The sequence below is a fragment of the Tsukamurella sp. DT100 genome, from assembly GCF_049844855.1.
GTDB lineage: Bacteria > Actinomycetota > Actinomycetes > Mycobacteriales > Mycobacteriaceae > Tsukamurella.
Genome location: NZ_JBNCLV010000008.1, coordinates 21,841 through 38,207 on the forward strand (window position 1 = coordinate 21,841; position 16,367 = coordinate 38,207).

Genomic DNA, 16,367 nt, shown 5'->3' on the forward strand with positions numbered 1-16,367 from the left:
CTCAGCCTCGGAGATCCACGATGACCGCGAACGGTAGGGACGTGGTTACCGTGCCGGTGAACACGTCCCCGTCGCGGTAGACCTGGGCCGCCGGGTCGAGCACGTAGGTGTACACGATCGGGGGTTCGTCGGCGGCCTGCTCGACGCGCCAGTAGAACCGGATTCCGGCCTTGGCGTACTGATCCGCCTTGACGACGCGGTCCGTTGTCTCCGAACCCGGGGAGACGACCTCCACCACGAGTAGGACGTCACGGGGCCGGGTCGGGGAGACGTCGATCGACTCCGCGCGGTAGACGATCACGTCGGGGCGCCGATTGGTCAGCGGTACGTCCTGCAGGCGGACGTCGAAATCAGTGTCGGCGTTCCACTCCTCGCCCGCCGCGGCATCAAGGGCGTTCGCCAACAGGCGAGCGAGGCGGTTGTGGCGTTTCGATGCGCTCGGGCTCACGACGACCATCCCGTCCACGATCTCGATGCCCGCGCACTGCTCCTCGGACCAGGAGTCGTATTGCTCGGCACTGATCTGCGAGCGCATCCACGACGGCGCGACAAGTTCCGTCACGAGCGCCTCCTTCGCGGATGAAATGCGACTACTTCGAGGATACGTCGGTCGAGGGCCGAATCAACCGCGGCCCGGAGCGGTCCGCGGGGGAGATGAGCGGCGGTCACGCCGGACAGGCGCCCGCGCCGGTGGGACCGGCGCGGACGGCACCGTCGGGCTAACCGACGGCGGTGCCCTCCAGCTCGACCTTCTGCCCCGGGATCGCGAGCCGGGTCACCCCGAGCATCGTGGTGGTGGGGGCGACCCCCGCGGCGCCGAGGCGCGCCGCGAGGACGCCGTAGTGCGAGAATAGCTCGTCGATGTCGGTGCTGTAGACGTTCAGGCGCACCAGGTTCGCGAGCGACATCCCGGCCGCGTCGAGCACGGCCTCGAGGTTGTCGACCGCGAGCGCGAGCTGCGCCGCGACGTCGTCCTCGTGCTTCGGCCGGCCGTCGGGGCTCATCGCGGTCTGCCCCGAGACGTACAGGGTCCGGGACTGTCCGGTGACCAGTTCGCCCTGGTTGAATCCGAGTTCCTGCGACCAGGACACCGGGTTGATCGCCGTGCGTTCCATGGCACTTCTCCGTTCGGTTCGGCGGGCGTGCGGCGGCCCCGTGGCCATCCGTCGATACCCGTACGACCAGGCTCGCAGCGAATCACGTCACCTCATGTCGTGATTTTCGGAGACAATCGAGCCATGCGCGCCGATCGACTGGTTTCGCTGGTGCTCCTCCTGCGCCGGCGCGGACGGATGACGGCAGACGAACTGGCCGCGGAGCTGGAGGTGTCGCCGCGCACCGTGCAGCGCGACATCGACGCGCTCTCGACCGCCGGGGTCCCCGTCTACGCCGATCGCGGGCGCCGTGGCGGCTACTCCCTCCTGCCGGGCTTCCGTACCGAGCTGACGGGCCTGACCCACGACGAGGCCCTCGCTCTGCTCACCGCCGGGTCGGGCACGGACCGGAAGGTGTTCGGCCTCAACGCTGCCCTCGCCTCAGCGATGCGCAAGGTCGTCGACGCGCTGCCGGAGGGGAACCGCGCGGACTTGGATCGGGCCGCGTCACGCTTCCTCGTCGAGCCCGAGACGGACCTGCTGTCCCGGCGCGCGGCGGCCGAGGAGTTCGACCCGGCGGTCATGGGCGAGGTCCGTCGCGCCGTCCTCGCGGGGCGCGTGCTCCGCTTCCGGTACGCCGCGCCGGAGAAGGAACCGCGGTGGCACACCGTCGATCCGATCGGCCTGGTCACGGTGCGCGGGCGCACGTACCTGCTCGCGGCGAAGGCGGGTGACGACCGCACGTACCGGGTGTCGCGGATGCTCGCGGCCGAGGCGCTCGCGGACTCCGCGCAGCGACCGGCGCAGGTCGACCTCGACCGGATCTGGGCCGAGCGGAGCGCGCAGTTCCTCTCCGAGAACCACCTTCCGGTCCTCGTCCGCGTCGAGGCGGCGCGGCGCGACGAACTGCTGAACCACGCGCGCGCGGTGCGCGCCGAAGTCACCGAGCCCGACGGGCGCATCCGCCTCGACGTCTCCTTCGAGGACCTGCGTCACGCGGTGTGGGCTGTGTGGCAGCTGGACACCGCCGCCGAGGCTCTCGCGCCCGAGGAGTTGCGGGCCGCCCTGCGTGCTCGGGCGATCGTCCTCGCGGACCGCTACCCGCCCACCTGACGATCAGGCCCCGTGGTCGCGGACGTCCGTCCCCAGCTCGGCGAAGGCCTTGAAGTCCTCCATGTGCTGCAGTTGCTGCTTGCGGAAGACGCCGGGAATCAGGAGCGCCATCAGGCGCATCAGGGGATTGCGGAAGCGGTACTCGTTCTCGCTCTCCCATAACGTCCGGTCCGGGCCGGCCTCCGTCAGCCGCTCGCGCGCGGCGTTCCACATCCCCGCGCCCTCGATCTCCCGCTCGTACCGCACGACGGTCCCTGCGGGGAGCGTGCGCAGGTCCGCCGGTTCACGGCGGGTGATGGTCTCGGTGAGCTCCATCGTCTGCTTCCCCGACCGCAGTACGACGCGCGAGACCGTCCCGACCTCGCCGTGCGTCCCGCTCACCGGTTCGTGGACCTCCATGCCCCGCAGCCACATCGGCAGGTGCGCCGGGTCGGAGAGCAATTGCGCGACCTGCTGCAGCGGCAGGGCGATCTCGATCGACGTCGTGCACTTCATGACCTCGGAAGGTAGTCTCCGCTCCGCGGATACGTCGAGCGCGAAGCCGGTATCGGAGGACTGGGGCAGGATGGGTACATGAACCGTCTCGGCGAGTCGACCAGCCCCTACCTGCGCCAGCACGCGGACAACCCCGTGCACTGGCAGGAGTGGAGCGAGGCCGCGCTGGCGGAGGCGGCGGAGCGGGATGTGCCCGTCCTGTTGTCCATCGGCTACGCCGCGTGCCACTGGTGCCACGTGATGGCGCACGAGTCCTTCGAGAACGAGGCCATCGCGGCGCAGATGAACGCCGGCTTCGTGTGCATCAAGGTCGACCGCGAGGAGCGCCCCGACCTCGACGCGATCTACATGAACGCCACCGTCGCCATGACCGGGCAGGGCGGCTGGCCGATGACCTGCTTCCTCACCCCGAGCGGCGAGCCGTTCTACTGCGGCACCTACTACCCGCCGGAGCCCCGCAACGGCCAGGCGAGCTTCCCGCAGCTCCTCGAGGCCATCACCGACACCTGGCGCGACCGGCGCGACGAGGTGAGCCGCGTCTCCGGGCAGGTGGCCGCGCACCTGCGGCAGGCCTCCGCCGGCCTGCCCGACGGTGCCGCACCCTCCGCCGAGGACCTGGCGGGGGCGGTGCGCGCGATCTGCGCCGACGAGGACCCGTCGGGCGGCTTCGGCCGCGCGCCGAAGTTCCCGCCGTCGGCCACCGTCGAGGCCCTGCTGCGGCACCACGAGCGCACCGGGGACCCGGCCTCCTACGGCGTCGCCGTGCGGTGCGCCGAGGCGATGGCCCGCGGCGGCATCTACGACCAGCTCGCCGGCGGCTTCGCCCGCTACGCCGTGGACGCCGACTGGGTGGTGCCGCATTTCGAGAAGATGTTGTACGACAACGCCCTTCTGCTCCGCTTCTACGCCCACCTCGGGCGCCGCACCGGCTCGCCCCTGGCGCTGCGGGTCGCCGACGAGACCGCCGACTTCCTGATCCGCGACCTCGGCGTCGACGGTGGCGGGCTCGCCTCCTCACTCGACGCGGACACCGTCGTCGACGGGCACGGCGTCGAGGGCGCCACGTACGTGTGGACGCCGTCGCAGCTCGTCGAGGTGCTCGGCGAGGCCGACGGAGCCTGGGCCGCCGAGGTTTTCGCGGTCACCGCGGGCGGCACCTTCGAGCACGGAACCTCCACGCTGCAGCTGCAGGGCGAGCCCGACCCGGTGCGCCTCGCCGACGTGCGACGCCGGCTGTACGACGTCAGGGTGCAGCGCCCACAGCCCGGCCGCGACGACAAGGTGGTCACCGTCTGGAACGGCCTCGCGATCACCGCGCTGGCGGAGACCGGTCGTGTCGACGAGGCCGCGTCCGTCGCCCGGTACGTCCTCGGAACCCATTGGGACGGTGCGCGACTGCGCCGCAGCTCACTCGGCGGCGCGGTCGGCGAAGCCGACGGCATGCTGGAGGACTACGCCGCCCTCGTCACCGGCCTGCTCGCGCTGGCGCAGCACGCGGGCGCCGCCGACACGGACGAGTCGCATTGGGCCGCAGCGGCAGCCGCGATCCTCGACGCCGCGATCGTGCGCTTCGCCGACCCCGCGGCGGACGGGAGCTGGTACGACGCACCGTCGGACGGCGAGACGCTGTTGACCCGCCCGCGCGACCCCGCGGACGGCGCCACCCCCGCCGGCGCGAGCCTCGTCGCCGAGGCCCTCACCTACGCCGAGGCGCTGCTCGGGGAGCGCTACGCCCAGCTCGCCGCCGCCACCCGGGCCCGCTCGGGGGAGCTGATCCGCCGGGTGCCGCGCGGGGCGGGGCACCACCTCGCCGTCGCCGAGCAGGCCGCGGCGAGCCTGCAGATCGCCGTCGCCGACGGGACGGGCGCCGCCGCCCTGGTGGCGGAGGCGCGCCGCCTCGCCCCCGGCGGCGCGGTAGTCATTGCTGGAGCTAAGGATTCGCACCCGCTGCTGGAGGGGCGCGGCCCCGTCGACGGGCGCGCGGCGGCGTACGTCTGCCACGGCACCGTCTGCTCCCTGCCGGTCACCGACGGTGAGACGCTCGCCACAGAGATCGCGCGATAGCTGTGCTATGTTCGGCTCGTGGGTATGAACGCGTATTGGCGCTTTACCGAGGCTCCGGGTGGAGCCGGCGGTGATGCGCGCATGCGCGGATAATCCCGACCGTACGAACCCGGAGCCGAAGGCAGCGAGATCACTCGCTGCCTTTTTCTATGGCACCGGAAGGGATCTGGTGCCGCCACCAGGAAGGTTTCTCATGACCATCGAACTCGATACACCGGCGTCGACATCGAACCGTCGGGTCTCGGCGTTCCACGCGATCCCCTCGCCCGCGCAGCTGCGCGACGAGCTGCCGCTCGCACCCCGTCTGGCCGCGCAGGTCGAGGCCGACCGGGCCGCGGTCGCCGACGTCATCGCGGGCCGCGACCAGCGGCTTCTCGTGGTGGTGGGCCCCTGCTCCGTGCACGACCCCGAGGCCGCGCTCGACTACGCCCGCCGGCTCAAGCCCATCGCGGACGAGCTGGCCGACGAGCTGCTCGTCGTGATGCGCGTGTACTTCGAGAAGCCGCGCACCACCGTCGGGTGGAAGGGCCTCATCAACGACCCCGGCATGGACGAGAGCTACGACGTGCCCCGCGGCCTGCGCACCGCCCGGCAGCTGCTGCTCGACATCCTGGAGATCGGCCTGCCCGTGGGCTGCGAGTTCCTCGAGCCGACCAGCCCGCAGTACATCGCCGACACCGTCGCCTGGGGTGCGATCGGCGCCCGCACCACGGAGTCGCAGGTGCACCGTCAGCTCGCCTCCGGGCTCTCGATGCCGATCGGCTTCAAGAACGCCACCGACGGAAACGTCTCCGTCGCGATCGACGGGGTGCAGGCGGCCGCCGCCCGGCACGTCTTCTTCGGCACCGATGACGAGGGCGCCGCCGCCGTGGTCGAGACCGTCGGCAACGACAACTGCCACGTCATCCTGCGCGGCGGCCGCGGTGGGCCGAACTTCGACGCCGCCTCCGTCTCCGCCGCCGTCGGCGCGCTGGAGAAGGCCAGCCTCGCCCCGTCGGTGATGGTGGACTGCTCGCACGCCAACTCGGGCAAGGACCACGTCCGTCAGGCCGAGGTCGCGCGCGAGATCGCGGGCCGCCTCGCCGCGGGCGAGAAGGGGATCTCCGGCGTGATGCTCGAGTCCTTCCTCGTCGCCGGCGCGCAGCAGCCCGGCCCCGGCCCGCTGGTCTACGGCCAGTCCGTCACCGACAAGTGCATGGACTTCGCCACCTCCGATTCGGTGCTACACGACCTCGCCGCCGCGCTGCGCTGAGGGGACTGTTCACGATTTCGCGTTCCGGCGCGGTACGCGTGCGCTGGAGCAGGTGTACGCGCGCAGAACCCGAAATCGTGAGCCGTCGGGCGCGCAGTAGATTCGTGGGCGTGGCGATCACACCGGACACCAAGGACTGGACGTGGGTCATCGAGCGGGCCTGCCCGGCCTGCGGATTCGACCCGTCGACGGTCCGCCGCGCGGACATCGCCGACCGCATCGCGCGGTCGGCCGTCGGCTGGGACGCCGCGCTGGCGAGGCCCGATGCCCGCGTCCGGCCCGACGAGCAGACCTGGTCGGTGCTCGAATACGGCTGCCACCTGCGCGACGTGCACCTCATCATGCGCGAACGGCTGAACCTCATGCTCGCCCGCGACGGCGCGACCTTCGCGAACTGGGATCAGGACGTGACCGCGGTCGAGGACGAGTACGACACGCAGGACCCGAGCACCGTGGCCGACGAGCTCGCGGACGCGGCGGCGGCGTTCGCGCAGGCCTACGCCACCGTCGGCGACGAGGACTGGGCGCGGTCGGGCCTGCGCTCCAACGGCTCCGCGTTCACCGTCGAGTCCTTCGCCGTCTACGCCCTGCACGACCTGGAACACCACCGCATCGACGTGGGAATGGAGAACACGCATGGCTGAGATCGCCGTCGTCACCGGAGCGAGCAGCGGGATCGGGGCCGCCACCGCGCGGCACCTGGTGCGCGCGGGGTTCGACGTGGTGATCGGAGCCCGTCGCGTGGAGCGGCTGGAGGACCTCAAGCGGCAGCTCGAGGCCGAGTACCCCGAGCGGATCGTCACCGCGCTGCCGCTCGACGTCTCCGACGTGGACTCGGTGAAGGCCTTCACCGACGCGATCGAGAAGGTCGACGTGCTGGTCAACAACGCGGGCGGCGCGCTCGGCGTGGACCGGATCGAGACCGCCGACGAGGCCGACTGGTCGCGCATGTACGACATCAACGTCCTGTCGATCCTGCGCGTCACCCAGGCGCTGCTGCCGAAGCTGCGGGCATCGCCAGCCGCGAGCGTCGTGACCATCGGGTCCGTCGCCGCGCTCGAGGCGTACGAGACCGGCGCTGGCTACAACGCCGCCAAGCACGGCGCCCGCGCGGTGACCCGCGTGCTGCGCCTGGAGCTCAAGGGCGAGCCGATCCGCGTCATCGAGATCGATCCCGGCCTCGTCGAGACCGAGTTCTCCGTGGTCCGCCTCGGCGGCGACCAAGCAGCGGCCGACAAGATCTACGAGGGCGTCGACAACCTCACGGCCGACGACATCGCCGACGCCGTGACCTGGACCGTCACCCGCCCGCCGCACGTGAACATCGACTCGATCCAGATCATGCCCCGGGACCAGGTAGCCGCTCGCAATGTGTACCGGAGGAACGTCTGAGCCACCCCGATGCCTCCCGACAGGTAGCCGCCCGCAACGTGCACCGCACCTAACGATCACCACGATTCGAACGGTTCCGATGCGAACCGCGGCCTGACAGAGTTTCCTGTTCGTGTGCCCACTGGGGCGCCGGAGAGGAATTCATGGCCGGGGAGCCCCCGCTACTGAGGGTCAAGAACGCCGTCATCGAACCGCTGCCGCTGGCGGTCAGGTCGTGGCTCGTCCGCATCATCGCGCTGCTCGTCTTCGTCGCCGCCTGGTGGCTGGTGAGCGGGCTGCGCCTGATCGACGAGACCTTCCTGCCCACGCCGAAGGCCGTCTGGGACGCCGCGGTGCGCGCGAGCACGTGGCACCAGGTGGCGCCGGGCGTGCCGCGCGAGGTGCTCGGCGAGCAGAACTACTTCCTGTGGGAGCACCTGGTCGCCAGCCTGCAGCGGATCTTCGCCGGCGTCGGCGCGGCGATCATCATCGGACCGCTGCTGGGCTTCGCGATGGGCACCTCGAAGACGATCAACACGATCATCGAGCCCTACCTGAACTTCCTGCGCGCGCTGCCGCCGCTGGGCTACATCGGCCTGCTCATCGTGTGGTTCGGCATCGGCGACACGTCGAAGATCTGGCTGCTCTTCCTGGCCGCCTTCCCCGCGATCGCGATCTCCACCGTCAACGGCGTGCAGGGCGTGAGCATCGATCAGATCAACGCCGCCCGCGCGCTCGGCGCGAACCGGCTGCAGACCATCCGCGGCGTGATCGTCCCGGCGACGCTGCCCGAGGTCATCAACGGCATCCGCATCGCCGTCGGCTTCGCGTGGACCACCGTCGTCGCGGCCGAGCTCAACAACGGCATCCCCGGCATCGGCGGCCTCGCCTACCTCGCCGGCCAGCAGCTCAACACCCCGCTGACGATCGCCTGCATCATCGTCATCGGCGTCACCGCGCTGCTGCTGGACTCGCTCATCAAGTGGATCGGCCTGCTGGCCGTCCCGTGGAAGGGGAAGGCATGAACCGCCTGAAGCGCCTCGCGCGCACGGCGCTCGTGGTCGGCGCCGTCGGCCTCACCCTGACCGGCTGCATCGTCGAATCCGGCCGCGCCGAACAGTCCCGCTCCATCGGCGGGACCACGGCGTGCCCCGTCGACCCGGACCCGACGGTGACCGGCACCGTCCGGATCGGCTGGCAGGAGATCCCGAACGGCGACCTCGTCGTCAAGGACACCGGCCTGCTCAAGACCTGCCTGCCCAACGTGAACGTCGTGTGGAGCAAGTTCGCCTCCGGCGGTGACGTGATCCAGGCGTTCGGCGCCAACAGCCTCGACGTCGGCCTGCTCGGCAGCGCGCCCGCCGCGAAGGCGCTCAGCGCGCCACTGAACATCGATATGAAGGTCATCTGGATCCAGGACCGGATCGGGGCCGCGGAGTCGCTCGTCGCCCGCGGCGACGGCATCAAGACCGTCGCCGACCTCAAGGGCAAGCGCATCGCCGTGCCCTTCGCGTCGACCGCGCACTACAGCCTGCTCACCGCCCTGGACAAGGCGGGCGTCACCGATGCGCAGGTCATCAACCTGGCCCCGGACGCCATCCGCGGCGCGTGGGGCGGCGGGCAGATCGACGCCACGTACATCTGGGAGCCGACGCTGAGCCAGCTCAAGGGCACCGTGCTCACCACGAGCGCCCAGGTCGCCGAGCAGGGCGCGCCGACCTACGATCTCGAGGGCGCCCGCGGCGACTTCGTGCGCGAGAACCCGGCCTTCCTCAAGGCCTGGACCGCCGCGCAGAGTTGGGCCGCGAACCTGCTGAACACCGATCCGAGCAAGGCGGCCGAGCACATCGCGGGCCAGCTCGGCGTGCCGCTGGGCCAGGTCCTCACCCAGATCAAGGGCTACGCCTACTTCGACGCGAAGACGCAGGGCGGCCCCGACCATCTCGGCGGGCAGCTCGGCGCCGACATCCGCCGGACCGCCGAGTTCCTGCTCCAGCAGGGCCAGGTCCAGGGCGTCGCTCCGGCGCAGCACTACACCGACGGCGTCTACGCCGACGCCGCACAGGGGGTTTCCAAGTGACCGGGACCGAACGCGTCGAGCTGACGGGGGTCGGCAAGACCTACGACACCGCGAGCGGGCAGACCATCGCGCTGCAGCCGACGGACCTCACGATCGAGCCGGGCGAGTTCGTCTCCATCGTCGGCCCTTCGGGCTGCGGCAAGACGACGCTGCTGCGGCTCGTCGCCGGCTTCGAGGACCCGACCGAGGGCGTCGTTGAGGTCGGCGGCGCGCGGGTGACGGCACCGTCGGCCGACCGGGGCGTGGTCTTCCAGGCCCCCACCCTGTACCCCTGGCTGACGGTGCGCGGCAACGTCGAGTTCGGGCCCAAGGTGAGTGGCGTGGGCAAGGCCGAGCGGCGTGAGCAGGCGCAGAAGCTGCTGGACCTCGTGGGCCTCGGCGACTTCGGCGACAAGCGGCCCTACGAGCTCTCCGGCGGCATGCAGCAGCGCGCGCAGATCGCCCGCGTCCTGGTCAACGATCCCGCGATCGTGCTCATGGACGAGCCCTACGGCGCGCTCGACGCGCTGACCCGCGAGCGGCTGCAGGTGGACCTGCTCAAGATCTGGCGGGAGGCGGGCAAGACCATCGTCTTCATCACCCACTCGGTGGAGGAGGCGGTGTTCCTGAGCACCCGCGTGCTGGTGATGAGCGCCCGCCCGGGACGCGTGGTGATCGACCGCAAGGTCGAGCTGCCGGGCGACGGGCCGGACACCGTGCGCGACCCGTCGGTCACCGCGACCGCCGAGTTCCAGGCCCTGCGGACCGAGCTGGCGGCCGCGATCTACGCGGCGCACGACTGACGCCGACCGTGCCGGGGACGGCACCAGCCTGGCGGGCGCCGTCCACCGTGCGCGAATGAGGCTGGGTCTCAGGTTCCGGTTGTAGGGTTGCAGGCGTGGTGAGTGCCCCCAAACTGCCAGTGTCGCTGCCCACGGACGCGGCCCGCAAGCTCGTCTCGCCGGCCTACGCGCTCTACGAGCGACGGCTGGTGAACGAGCTCACCAACGCCTATCGCGATGGAGCGCAGCGCCCCCGCCACGTGGCGGTGCTCTGCGACGGTAACCGGCGCTGGGCCCGGGCCGCCGGGTTCAGCGACGTGAGCCACGGCTACCGCATGGGTGCGAAGAAGATCGCCGAGATGCTCGAGTGGTGCGACGAGGCCGGCATCGAGCTCGCGACCATCTACCTGCTCTCCACCGAGAACCTGCAGCGCGACCCCGACGAGCTCGCGGCGCTGCTGGAGATCATCACCGACGTCGTCGAGGAGATCTCGGGCCCGGACAAGAACTGGTCGGTGAAGATCGTCGGCGCGATGGACCTGCTGCCGCCCGACGCCGCGCGCCGGCTCACGGCCGCCGCCGAGGGCACGAAGGGGCGCACCGGCACCCACGTGAACGTGGCCGTCGGCTACGGGGGCCGCAAGGAGATCGTCGACGCCGTGCAGTCCCTGCTGCGCAGCGAGCTCGCCGACGGGATGTCGGGCCAGGAACTGGTGGACGCGGTCACCGTCGAGGGGATCGACCAGCACCTGTACACCAAGGGGCAGCCCGATCCGGACCTGGTGATCCGCACGTCGGGGGAGCAGCGGCTCTCCGGCTTCCTGTTGTGGCAGAGCGCGTACAGCGAGATCTGGTTCACGGAGGCCTACTGGCCGGAGTTCCGCCGCGTCGACTTCCTGCGCGCGCTGCGCGACTACGCCGCGCGGCACCGTCGCTTCGGCGCCTGACCGCCCTCCTCGCCTGCGGTGATCGCTCGAATGAGCGACGATCGCAAATTATCTATCACTGATCCCTGGTGACCCGCGCCACATGCTGTTACGATTCATTCAACAGTCGTAACAACAAGGAGGCGGCATGACCCAGTTGGCGGAGCCCGAGGGCCGTACCGAGACCGTTCGTGCACCCGAGCGCTACGGGCCGCGATCGCAGTTCGTCGATCCGCTGGGGATGAGCGGCACTGTCGCCGGTCAATGGGCGTTCCTGCCGATCAACGGCGCGGCGTTCGTGATGCAGCTGATGCATCCCGTGATCGGCGACATCGTGGGGGAGTTCAGCGTCTCGTACACCGATCCGGTGGGGCGCGGGATCCGGTCGATGGACTCGGTGCAGCGCTGGTACTTCGGCGAGGACGCCGCCGTCGAGGAGGGCTACCGGCTCCGCGCGCAGCACCAGCCGCTGCAGATGCGCAACGCCGAGGGCAAACACATCAGTGCGCTCAATCCGGAGGCCTACGGCTGGGTGATCGCCACCGGAACGATCACGGGCATCGACTCGCTGCCGCGCAGCCTGGGTCGTCCGCTGACCGACGCCGACATCCTCGAGATCTTCGACGACTCCCGCAAGATCGCCGACATCGTCCAGGTGCCGGACGGCGCCGTCCCGTGGGAGCCGGAAGCCTTCGGCCGCTACTACGAGGACATGCTCACCAAACTGGTCGCGCATCCCGGCGCGCTGCAGTTCCTCGACGACTTCGCCCACGGCAACCCGCCGCTGCCGCCCGAGGCGGGCCCGTTCCTCCGGGCGATCGAGCCGGCGCTCAAGCCTCTCGGGATCGCCAACAACCGCGCCATCTACCTGCTCACGGTCGGTGTGCTGCGGCCCGAGGTCCGCGAGATCCTCGGCGTGTCGTGGAGCAGGCGCGAGGAGTACTCCTATCGCGCGGTCTCCGCCGCGATCCGTCACGCCTACAAAGTGATCCCGGAGCGGGTCGGCTACACGCCACTGGCCTACTACGCGCGCGGCAAGGCCCGCGCGTTGCGGGCGATGAAGGCTCGCGACAACACGGACTTCACCGCCTTCCAGCGCGAGCGCACGGCGACGTCGTCGTCCGCCGGCTGCCCGTTCGGCTGACTCGGCTACGCCGTCAGGAATTGCCGCACTGCGTCATCGAAGGCCTGCGGTGCTTCGACATTGGATAGATGTGTGACCGGGAGGGTGGCGATCTTCGCGCCTTGCACCACGCGGGCGATGTGTTCCCCATGCTCCGGCAGGCAGACGGCGTCGTATTCGCCGACGATGACGAGAGTCGGGGCCTCGACCAGTGCGACGGTGCGCCGCATGTCGAAGTCGCGCACGGCGGACAGACAACCCGCCAAACCCGTCGGGCTCATTCGCGTGATCGCCTCGCGGAACGGCCCGACGATCTGGTCGTCGGCCAGCAACTTCGTAGGAAACCAGTTGCGCACGAACCGATCGGCCGTGTCGGAGAGGTCTTCGCCCGCGAGCAGACTCGCGATCCGATCGTCCCACTGGCCCGAAGGCCCCAGGTGGGCCGATGTGTTCGCGAGGATCAGGCGATCGACCCGGTCAGGGGCGTGTACCGCGAGCCACTGCCCGATCATGCCGCCGAGTGATAGGCCGCAGAAGTGCGCGCGATCGATCTCCAGCGAGTCCAGCAGCTCGACCACGTCCCTGCCGAGGCGCGCCATCGAGTAGGCGCCGGCCGGGGCGTCGGACCCGCCGTGCCCGCGAGTGTCGTAGCGAAGCACGCGGAGGTCGCGTGCCATGACAGGGACGGTCTGGTCCCACATCGCTGATGTCGTGGCAATCGAGTTCGACAACACGATTACGGGGGCGCCCTCCGGTCCCTCGAGTTGATACCGCAGGCGCGTGCCGTCGCCGAGTACGGCGGTCGTGGTCATAGTGTTCCTTCCGGTTCAGCGGATACCGTGGCCGACGTACCGTAGGACCTGACAGTGATGTGAGGTTCAAGGAGTGCAGCGTGAAGATCGGCGAACTCTCCCGACGCACAGGTGTCAGCGTGCGGTCGCTGCGGTACTACGAGGAACAGCGGCTCCTGTCGCCGGCTCGCACGCCGGGCGGGCATCGCGACTACCCGGAGGCGGCAGTTGACCGGGTGATTCTCGTGCAGCAATTGTTCGCCGCGGGGTTACACAGCCCGAGGATCGCTCGAATGCTTCCGTGCATGCAGGCCCCAGAGGGCGGGCCCAATGAACGTGCCACCGCGAAGCTTGCGGATCAGCTGAAAGCGGAGCGTGAACGGATTGACGGGGCTATCACCGACCTCGTCAGGTCTCGGGTGCTCCTCGACGAGATCATCGCAGCGGCCGTCGAGCCTGATCACTGCACGAGGGGGACGAGCGCCGTGCGCGCGTAAGCGCGCGCGGCGTCGTCGTCCTCGAGATCGAACGGTGCGGGGGAGACGGCGAAGCACGCCGTGGTGAGCCGCACGAGGGCGTCGGCGCGGACGTCGGTCGCGTCCCCGGGCATCGTCCCGGCCTCCTGCTCCTGGACGATCATCGCGCGCACGAAGCCGATGCCGTGCCGCACCGTGTCCAGGCGCTCGTCTGCGAACAGCTCCGCGCGTTCCCGCGGATCCGAGGGCATGAGGCCGCGCCCCGCCCGACAGCACAGCACGAAGACCTCCTCGATCCGCGTCGGGACGTCGGGGGTCGTCGCGACCACCTCGGCCGTCTGGGCGAACAGTCGTCCCAGCGTCCACGCCAGCGCCGCCGCCAGGATCTCGTCCTTGGAGCCGAACTTCCGGAACAGGGTCATCCGGCTCATCCCCGCCTCCGTGGCGATCTTCTCCACCGTCGTGAGACGGGTGCCGTTGCGGCTCAGTGCGCGCAGGGCGGCCCGGTAGACGTGCGCATCGGCGTCGTCGACGTCCGCGCGTGCGCCCGCCTGCAGTAGGAGTTCGGGCAGCGAGGCCCCGGGACGGGTCATGGTGATCGATCGTAGGCCCGACGGTGCGCCGCCGGGCGCGGACCGTCAGAGCTTGCGCAGCCGAACGCGGTTGATGGAGTGGTCGGAGTCCTTGCGCAGCACCAGCGTCGCCCGCGGGCGGGTCGGCAGGATGTTCTGCACCAGGTTCGGGCGGTTGATGCCCGCCCAGATGCCCTCCGCGCGGTCGCGGGCCTCGGTGTCGGAGAGCCCGGCGTAGTGGTGGAAGTGCGAGGACGGGTCCGCGAACGAGGTGGTCCGCATCGAGAGGAACCGGTCGACGTACCAGCGCTCGATGTCCTCGATCCGCGCGTCCACGTAGACGGAGAAGTCGAACAGGTCCGAGACCATGAGTCGCGGCCCGGTCTGCAGCACGTTGAGCCCCTCCACGATGAGGATGTCGGGCCGGCGCACGTGGATGAACTCGCCGGGAACGATGTCGTAGAGCTGGTGCGAGTACATCGGCGCGGTCGCGTCCTCCGCGCCCGACTTCACCGTGGTCACGAAGCGCAGGAGGGCCCGGCGGTCGTAGGACTCGGGGAAGCCCTTGCGGTGCATGATGCCGCGACGCTCGAGCTCCGCCGTCGGGTGCAGGAAGCCGTCGGTGGTCACCAGGTCCACCCGGGGGTGCGAGTCCCACCGCGCGAGCAGCGCCTGCAGCACGCGGGCCGTCGTCGACTTGCCGACCGCCACCGAGCCGGCGACGCCGATGACGAAGGGGACCTGCGCGTTGTGCCGCTGCTCGCCGAGGAAGGTCGCGGTCGCGGCGTAGAGCCGCTGCCGCGCCGCCACCTGCAGGTGGATCAGGCGGGAGACGGGGAGGTAGACCTCGGCGACCTCGGCCAGGTCGATCTGCTCGCCCAGGCCGCGGAGGTCGGACAGGTCGGCCTCGGTCAGCGACAGCGGCGTCGACTGCCGGAGCTCGCGCCACTGAGCGCGGTCGAGCTCGATGTACGGGCTCGGTTCGCTCACCGGACGAGGCACCCCGCGTCAGACATGCCCTCTAGTCTGGCACGCATGGAGGAGCTGAGCGTCACCGACCGTTACCTGCGGCTGGGCCTGCGGTTCGACCGCATCGAATCCGGTTTCGTGGACGCCTACTTCGGCGACCCGGCGCACGGTCGGGCGGTGGAGGCCGAGGACGCCCCCGAACCCGCCCGCCTCGCCGCCGAGGCACGCACCCTGCTGCGCGACGTCGCCGCCGACATCGCGCTCGCCGCGCCGCGCCGCGAATTCCTGGCCGGGCACGTCGCCGCGCTCGAGTGCTCGGCGCGCAAGTTCGACGGTGCGCCGATCGGCTTCGTCGACGAGGTGAAGGCCTACTTCGACGTCGACATCGCCATGGGAGACACCGCCGACTACGAGGCGGCGCACGCCGCGCTCGACGAGCTCCTGCCCGGGTCGGGCCCCCTCCAGCCGCGGATGCAGGCCCAGCGCGATCGCTTCCTGGTGCCCGCCGAGCGCGTGCCCGAGGTGGTGGACGCGCTGGCCGGCGCGCTGCGGGACGTCGTGCGGGGGCGCTATCCGCTGCCCGAGGCGGAGACCGTGCGGTTCGAGATCGAACACGACAAGCCCTGGTCCGGCTTCAACTACTACCTCGGCGACTACACCTCGCGGGTCGCGGTCAACGGCGACCTGCCGCAGTACCTCTCGTCGCTGCCGCACCTCATCGCGCACGAGGCCTACCCGGGCCACCACACCGAGCACTGCCGCAAGGAGCAGCTGCTGGTCGCGCGGGAGAACCAGCCGGAGCAGACGATCTTCCTGGTCAACACGCCGCAGTGCCTCATGGCGGAGGGCCTGGCCGACCACGCGCTCGGCGCCGCGATCGGCCCCGGCTGGGGCCGCTGGGCGCAGGAGATCTACGCCGACCTCGGCCTGTCCTTCGACGGGGAGCTCGCCGAGCGGATCGCGGCGGCCTCGTCGGGCCTGCTGCACGTGCGGCAGGACGCCGCGCTGCTGCTGCACGACCGCGGCGCGAGCGAGGACGACGTGGCCGCCTACCTGCAGCGCTGGGGCCTCATGGCAGAGCGGAGCGCGCGGCAGTCGCTGCGCTTCGTCGGCTCGCCGCTGTGGCGGGCGTACATCAGCACCTACGTCGAGGGTTACGCGCTGCTCGGCACCTGGCTCGATCGCGCCGATTCCGGGCCGGCGCGGCTGGACCGGTTCGGAAGGCTGCTCGACGAGCCCCTCACCCCGTCTGCGCTGCGGCGGGAGCTCGCGGCTTAGGA

The 16,367-nt window shown here is 70.7% G+C and carries 18 protein-coding genes; 12 read left to right on the forward strand and 6 right to left on the reverse strand.

The window, feature by feature from the left end:
• Position 1 precedes the first annotated feature (1 nt).
• Both ACLQ3K_RS18755 and ACLQ3K_RS18760 read right to left on the reverse strand, forming a co-directional pair.
• Positions 2 to 562, reverse strand: coding sequence for a Uma2 family endonuclease (locus ACLQ3K_RS18755; protein WP_426001069.1), 561 nt, complete (start codon positions 560 to 562; stop codon positions 2 to 4).
• Between the two features lie 157 nt (positions 563 to 719).
• On the reverse strand, positions 720 to 1,115 hold the full coding sequence (locus tag ACLQ3K_RS18760; protein ID WP_336670080.1) for a RidA family protein: 396 nt from the start codon (positions 1,113 to 1,115) through the stop codon (positions 720 to 722).
• Positions 1,116 to 1,238: 123 nt separating this feature from the next.
• Here ACLQ3K_RS18760 and ACLQ3K_RS18765 point away from each other — a divergent pair, with 123 nt between their 5' ends.
• On the forward strand, positions 1,239 to 2,207 hold the full coding sequence (locus ACLQ3K_RS18765; protein ID WP_426001070.1) for a helix-turn-helix transcriptional regulator: 969 nt from the start codon (positions 1,239 to 1,241) through the stop codon (positions 2,205 to 2,207).
• Between the two features lie 3 nt (positions 2,208 to 2,210).
• Here the strand turns inward: ACLQ3K_RS18765 and ACLQ3K_RS18770 are convergent, their stop codons facing one another.
• Positions 2,211 to 2,702 (reverse strand): SRPBCC family protein, encoded by a 492-nt coding sequence (locus ACLQ3K_RS18770; protein ID WP_426001071.1) that lies wholly within the window; start codon positions 2,700 to 2,702, stop codon positions 2,211 to 2,213.
• 78 nt (positions 2,703 to 2,780) lie between these two features.
• Between ACLQ3K_RS18770 and ACLQ3K_RS18775 the strand changes: the two genes are divergently transcribed.
• The 9 genes from ACLQ3K_RS18775 to ACLQ3K_RS18815 all read left to right on the forward strand — a co-directional run bounded on the left by ACLQ3K_RS18775 (position 2,781) and on the right by ACLQ3K_RS18815 (position 12,300).
• Complete coding sequence (locus ACLQ3K_RS18775) at positions 2,781 to 4,766, forward strand: thioredoxin domain-containing protein (protein ID WP_426001072.1); 1,986 nt, start codon at positions 2,781 to 2,783, stop codon at positions 4,764 to 4,766.
• 193 nt (positions 4,767 to 4,959) lie between these two features.
• The gene (locus ACLQ3K_RS18780; RefSeq protein ID WP_426001073.1) at positions 4,960 to 6,018 is read left to right on the forward strand and encodes a 3-deoxy-7-phosphoheptulonate synthase; all 1,059 of its coding nucleotides are present in this window, start codon (positions 4,960 to 4,962) and stop codon (positions 6,016 to 6,018) included.
• A 110-nt stretch (positions 6,019 to 6,128) separates the two neighbouring features.
• Positions 6,129 to 6,662: a DinB family protein gene (locus ACLQ3K_RS18785; protein ID WP_426001074.1), complete on the forward strand. Its 534-nt coding sequence runs from the start codon at positions 6,129 to 6,131 to the stop codon at positions 6,660 to 6,662.
• Positions 6,655 to 7,410: an SDR family NAD(P)-dependent oxidoreductase gene (locus ACLQ3K_RS18790; RefSeq protein WP_426001075.1), complete on the forward strand. Its 756-nt coding sequence runs from the start codon at positions 6,655 to 6,657 to the stop codon at positions 7,408 to 7,410. The genes ACLQ3K_RS18785 and ACLQ3K_RS18790 overlap by 8 nt, the downstream gene beginning before the upstream one ends.
• Before the next feature lie 143 nt (positions 7,411 to 7,553).
• Positions 7,554 to 8,414: an ABC transporter permease gene (locus tag ACLQ3K_RS18795; RefSeq protein ID WP_224645848.1), complete on the forward strand. Its 861-nt coding sequence runs from the start codon at positions 7,554 to 7,556 to the stop codon at positions 8,412 to 8,414.
• Positions 8,411 to 9,469, forward strand: a complete 1,059-nt coding sequence (locus tag ACLQ3K_RS18800) for an ABC transporter substrate-binding protein (protein WP_426001076.1) — start codon at positions 8,411 to 8,413, stop codon at positions 9,467 to 9,469. The genes ACLQ3K_RS18795 and ACLQ3K_RS18800 overlap by 4 nt, the downstream gene beginning before the upstream one ends.
• Positions 9,466 to 10,251 carry an ABC transporter ATP-binding protein gene (locus ACLQ3K_RS18805; protein WP_224645850.1) on the forward strand — a complete coding sequence of 262 codons (786 nt, stop codon included), beginning with the start codon at positions 9,466 to 9,468 and terminating at the stop codon, positions 10,249 to 10,251. Before ACLQ3K_RS18800 ends, ACLQ3K_RS18805 begins: the two co-directional genes overlap by 4 nt.
• 125 nt (positions 10,252 to 10,376) lie before the next feature.
• Positions 10,377 to 11,177 (forward strand): isoprenyl transferase, encoded by an 801-nt coding sequence (locus ACLQ3K_RS18810; RefSeq protein WP_224645925.1) that lies wholly within the window; start codon positions 10,377 to 10,379, stop codon positions 11,175 to 11,177.
• Between the two features lie 127 nt (positions 11,178 to 11,304).
• Complete coding sequence (locus ACLQ3K_RS18815) at positions 11,305 to 12,300, forward strand: oxygenase MpaB family protein (protein WP_426001077.1); 996 nt, start codon at positions 11,305 to 11,307, stop codon at positions 12,298 to 12,300.
• 5 nt (positions 12,301 to 12,305) lie between these two features.
• Here the strand turns inward: ACLQ3K_RS18815 and ACLQ3K_RS18820 are convergent, their stop codons facing one another.
• Positions 12,306 to 13,091 (reverse strand): alpha/beta fold hydrolase, encoded by a 786-nt coding sequence (locus ACLQ3K_RS18820; RefSeq protein WP_426001078.1) that lies wholly within the window; start codon positions 13,089 to 13,091, stop codon positions 12,306 to 12,308.
• Positions 13,092 to 13,171: 80 nt separating this feature from the next.
• Between ACLQ3K_RS18820 and ACLQ3K_RS18825 the strand changes: the two genes are divergently transcribed.
• Positions 13,172 to 13,567, forward strand: a complete 396-nt coding sequence (locus ACLQ3K_RS18825; RefSeq protein ID WP_426001079.1) for a MerR family transcriptional regulator — start codon at positions 13,172 to 13,174, stop codon at positions 13,565 to 13,567.
• Here ACLQ3K_RS18825 and ACLQ3K_RS18830 read toward each other — a convergent pair.
• Entirely contained in the window at positions 13,531 to 14,139 is a 609-nt protein-coding gene (locus ACLQ3K_RS18830; protein WP_336670084.1) for a helix-turn-helix domain-containing protein, read from the reverse strand. The two genes, ACLQ3K_RS18825 and ACLQ3K_RS18830, sit on opposite strands and share 37 nt — an antisense overlap.
• A gap of 45 nt (positions 14,140 to 14,184) precedes the next feature.
• Positions 14,185 to 15,120 (reverse strand): type I pantothenate kinase, encoded by a 936-nt coding sequence (gene coaA, locus ACLQ3K_RS18835; protein WP_224645855.1) that lies wholly within the window; start codon positions 15,118 to 15,120, stop codon positions 14,185 to 14,187.
• A gap of 33 nt (positions 15,121 to 15,153) precedes the next feature.
• Here coaA and ACLQ3K_RS18840 point away from each other — a divergent pair, with 33 nt between their 5' ends.
• A complete protein-coding gene (locus tag ACLQ3K_RS18840) occupies positions 15,154 to 16,365 on the forward strand; it encodes a DUF885 domain-containing protein (RefSeq protein WP_426001080.1) in 1,212 nt (403 codons plus the stop codon).
• Positions 16,366 to 16,367 lie beyond the last annotated feature (2 nt).

Excerpts from the sequence above, each read along its gene's own strand:
- ACLQ3K_RS18760 (WP_336670080.1), bottom strand. The coding sequence starts at position 1,115 with ATGGAACGCACGGCGATCAACCCGGTGTCCTGGTCGCAGGAACTCGGA.
- ACLQ3K_RS18765 (WP_426001070.1), top strand. The coding sequence starts at position 1,239 with ATGCGCGCCGATCGACTGGTTTCGCTGGTGCTCCTCCTGCGCCGGCGC.
- ACLQ3K_RS18770 (WP_426001071.1), bottom strand. The coding sequence starts at position 2,702 with ATGAAGTGCACGACGTCGATCGAGATCGCCCTGCCGCTGCAGCAGGTC.
- ACLQ3K_RS18775 (WP_426001072.1), top strand. The coding sequence starts at position 2,781 with ATGAACCGTCTCGGCGAGTCGACCAGCCCCTACCTGCGCCAGCACGCG.
- ACLQ3K_RS18780 (WP_426001073.1), top strand. The coding sequence starts at position 4,960 with ATGACCATCGAACTCGATACACCGGCGTCGACATCGAACCGTCGGGTC.
- ACLQ3K_RS18790 (WP_426001075.1), top strand. The coding sequence starts at position 6,655 with ATGGCTGAGATCGCCGTCGTCACCGGAGCGAGCAGCGGGATCGGGGCC.
- ACLQ3K_RS18795 (WP_224645848.1), top strand. The coding sequence starts at position 7,554 with ATGGCCGGGGAGCCCCCGCTACTGAGGGTCAAGAACGCCGTCATCGAA.
- ACLQ3K_RS18800 (WP_426001076.1), top strand. The coding sequence starts at position 8,411 with ATGAACCGCCTGAAGCGCCTCGCGCGCACGGCGCTCGTGGTCGGCGCC.
- ACLQ3K_RS18815 (WP_426001077.1), top strand. The coding sequence starts at position 11,305 with ATGACCCAGTTGGCGGAGCCCGAGGGCCGTACCGAGACCGTTCGTGCA.
- ACLQ3K_RS18820 (WP_426001078.1), bottom strand. The coding sequence starts at position 13,091 with ATGACCACGACCGCCGTACTCGGCGACGGCACGCGCCTGCGGTATCAA.
- ACLQ3K_RS18830 (WP_336670084.1), bottom strand. The coding sequence starts at position 14,139 with ATGACCCGTCCCGGGGCCTCGCTGCCCGAACTCCTACTGCAGGCGGGC.
- ACLQ3K_RS18840 (WP_426001080.1), top strand. The coding sequence starts at position 15,154 with ATGGAGGAGCTGAGCGTCACCGACCGTTACCTGCGGCTGGGCCTGCGG.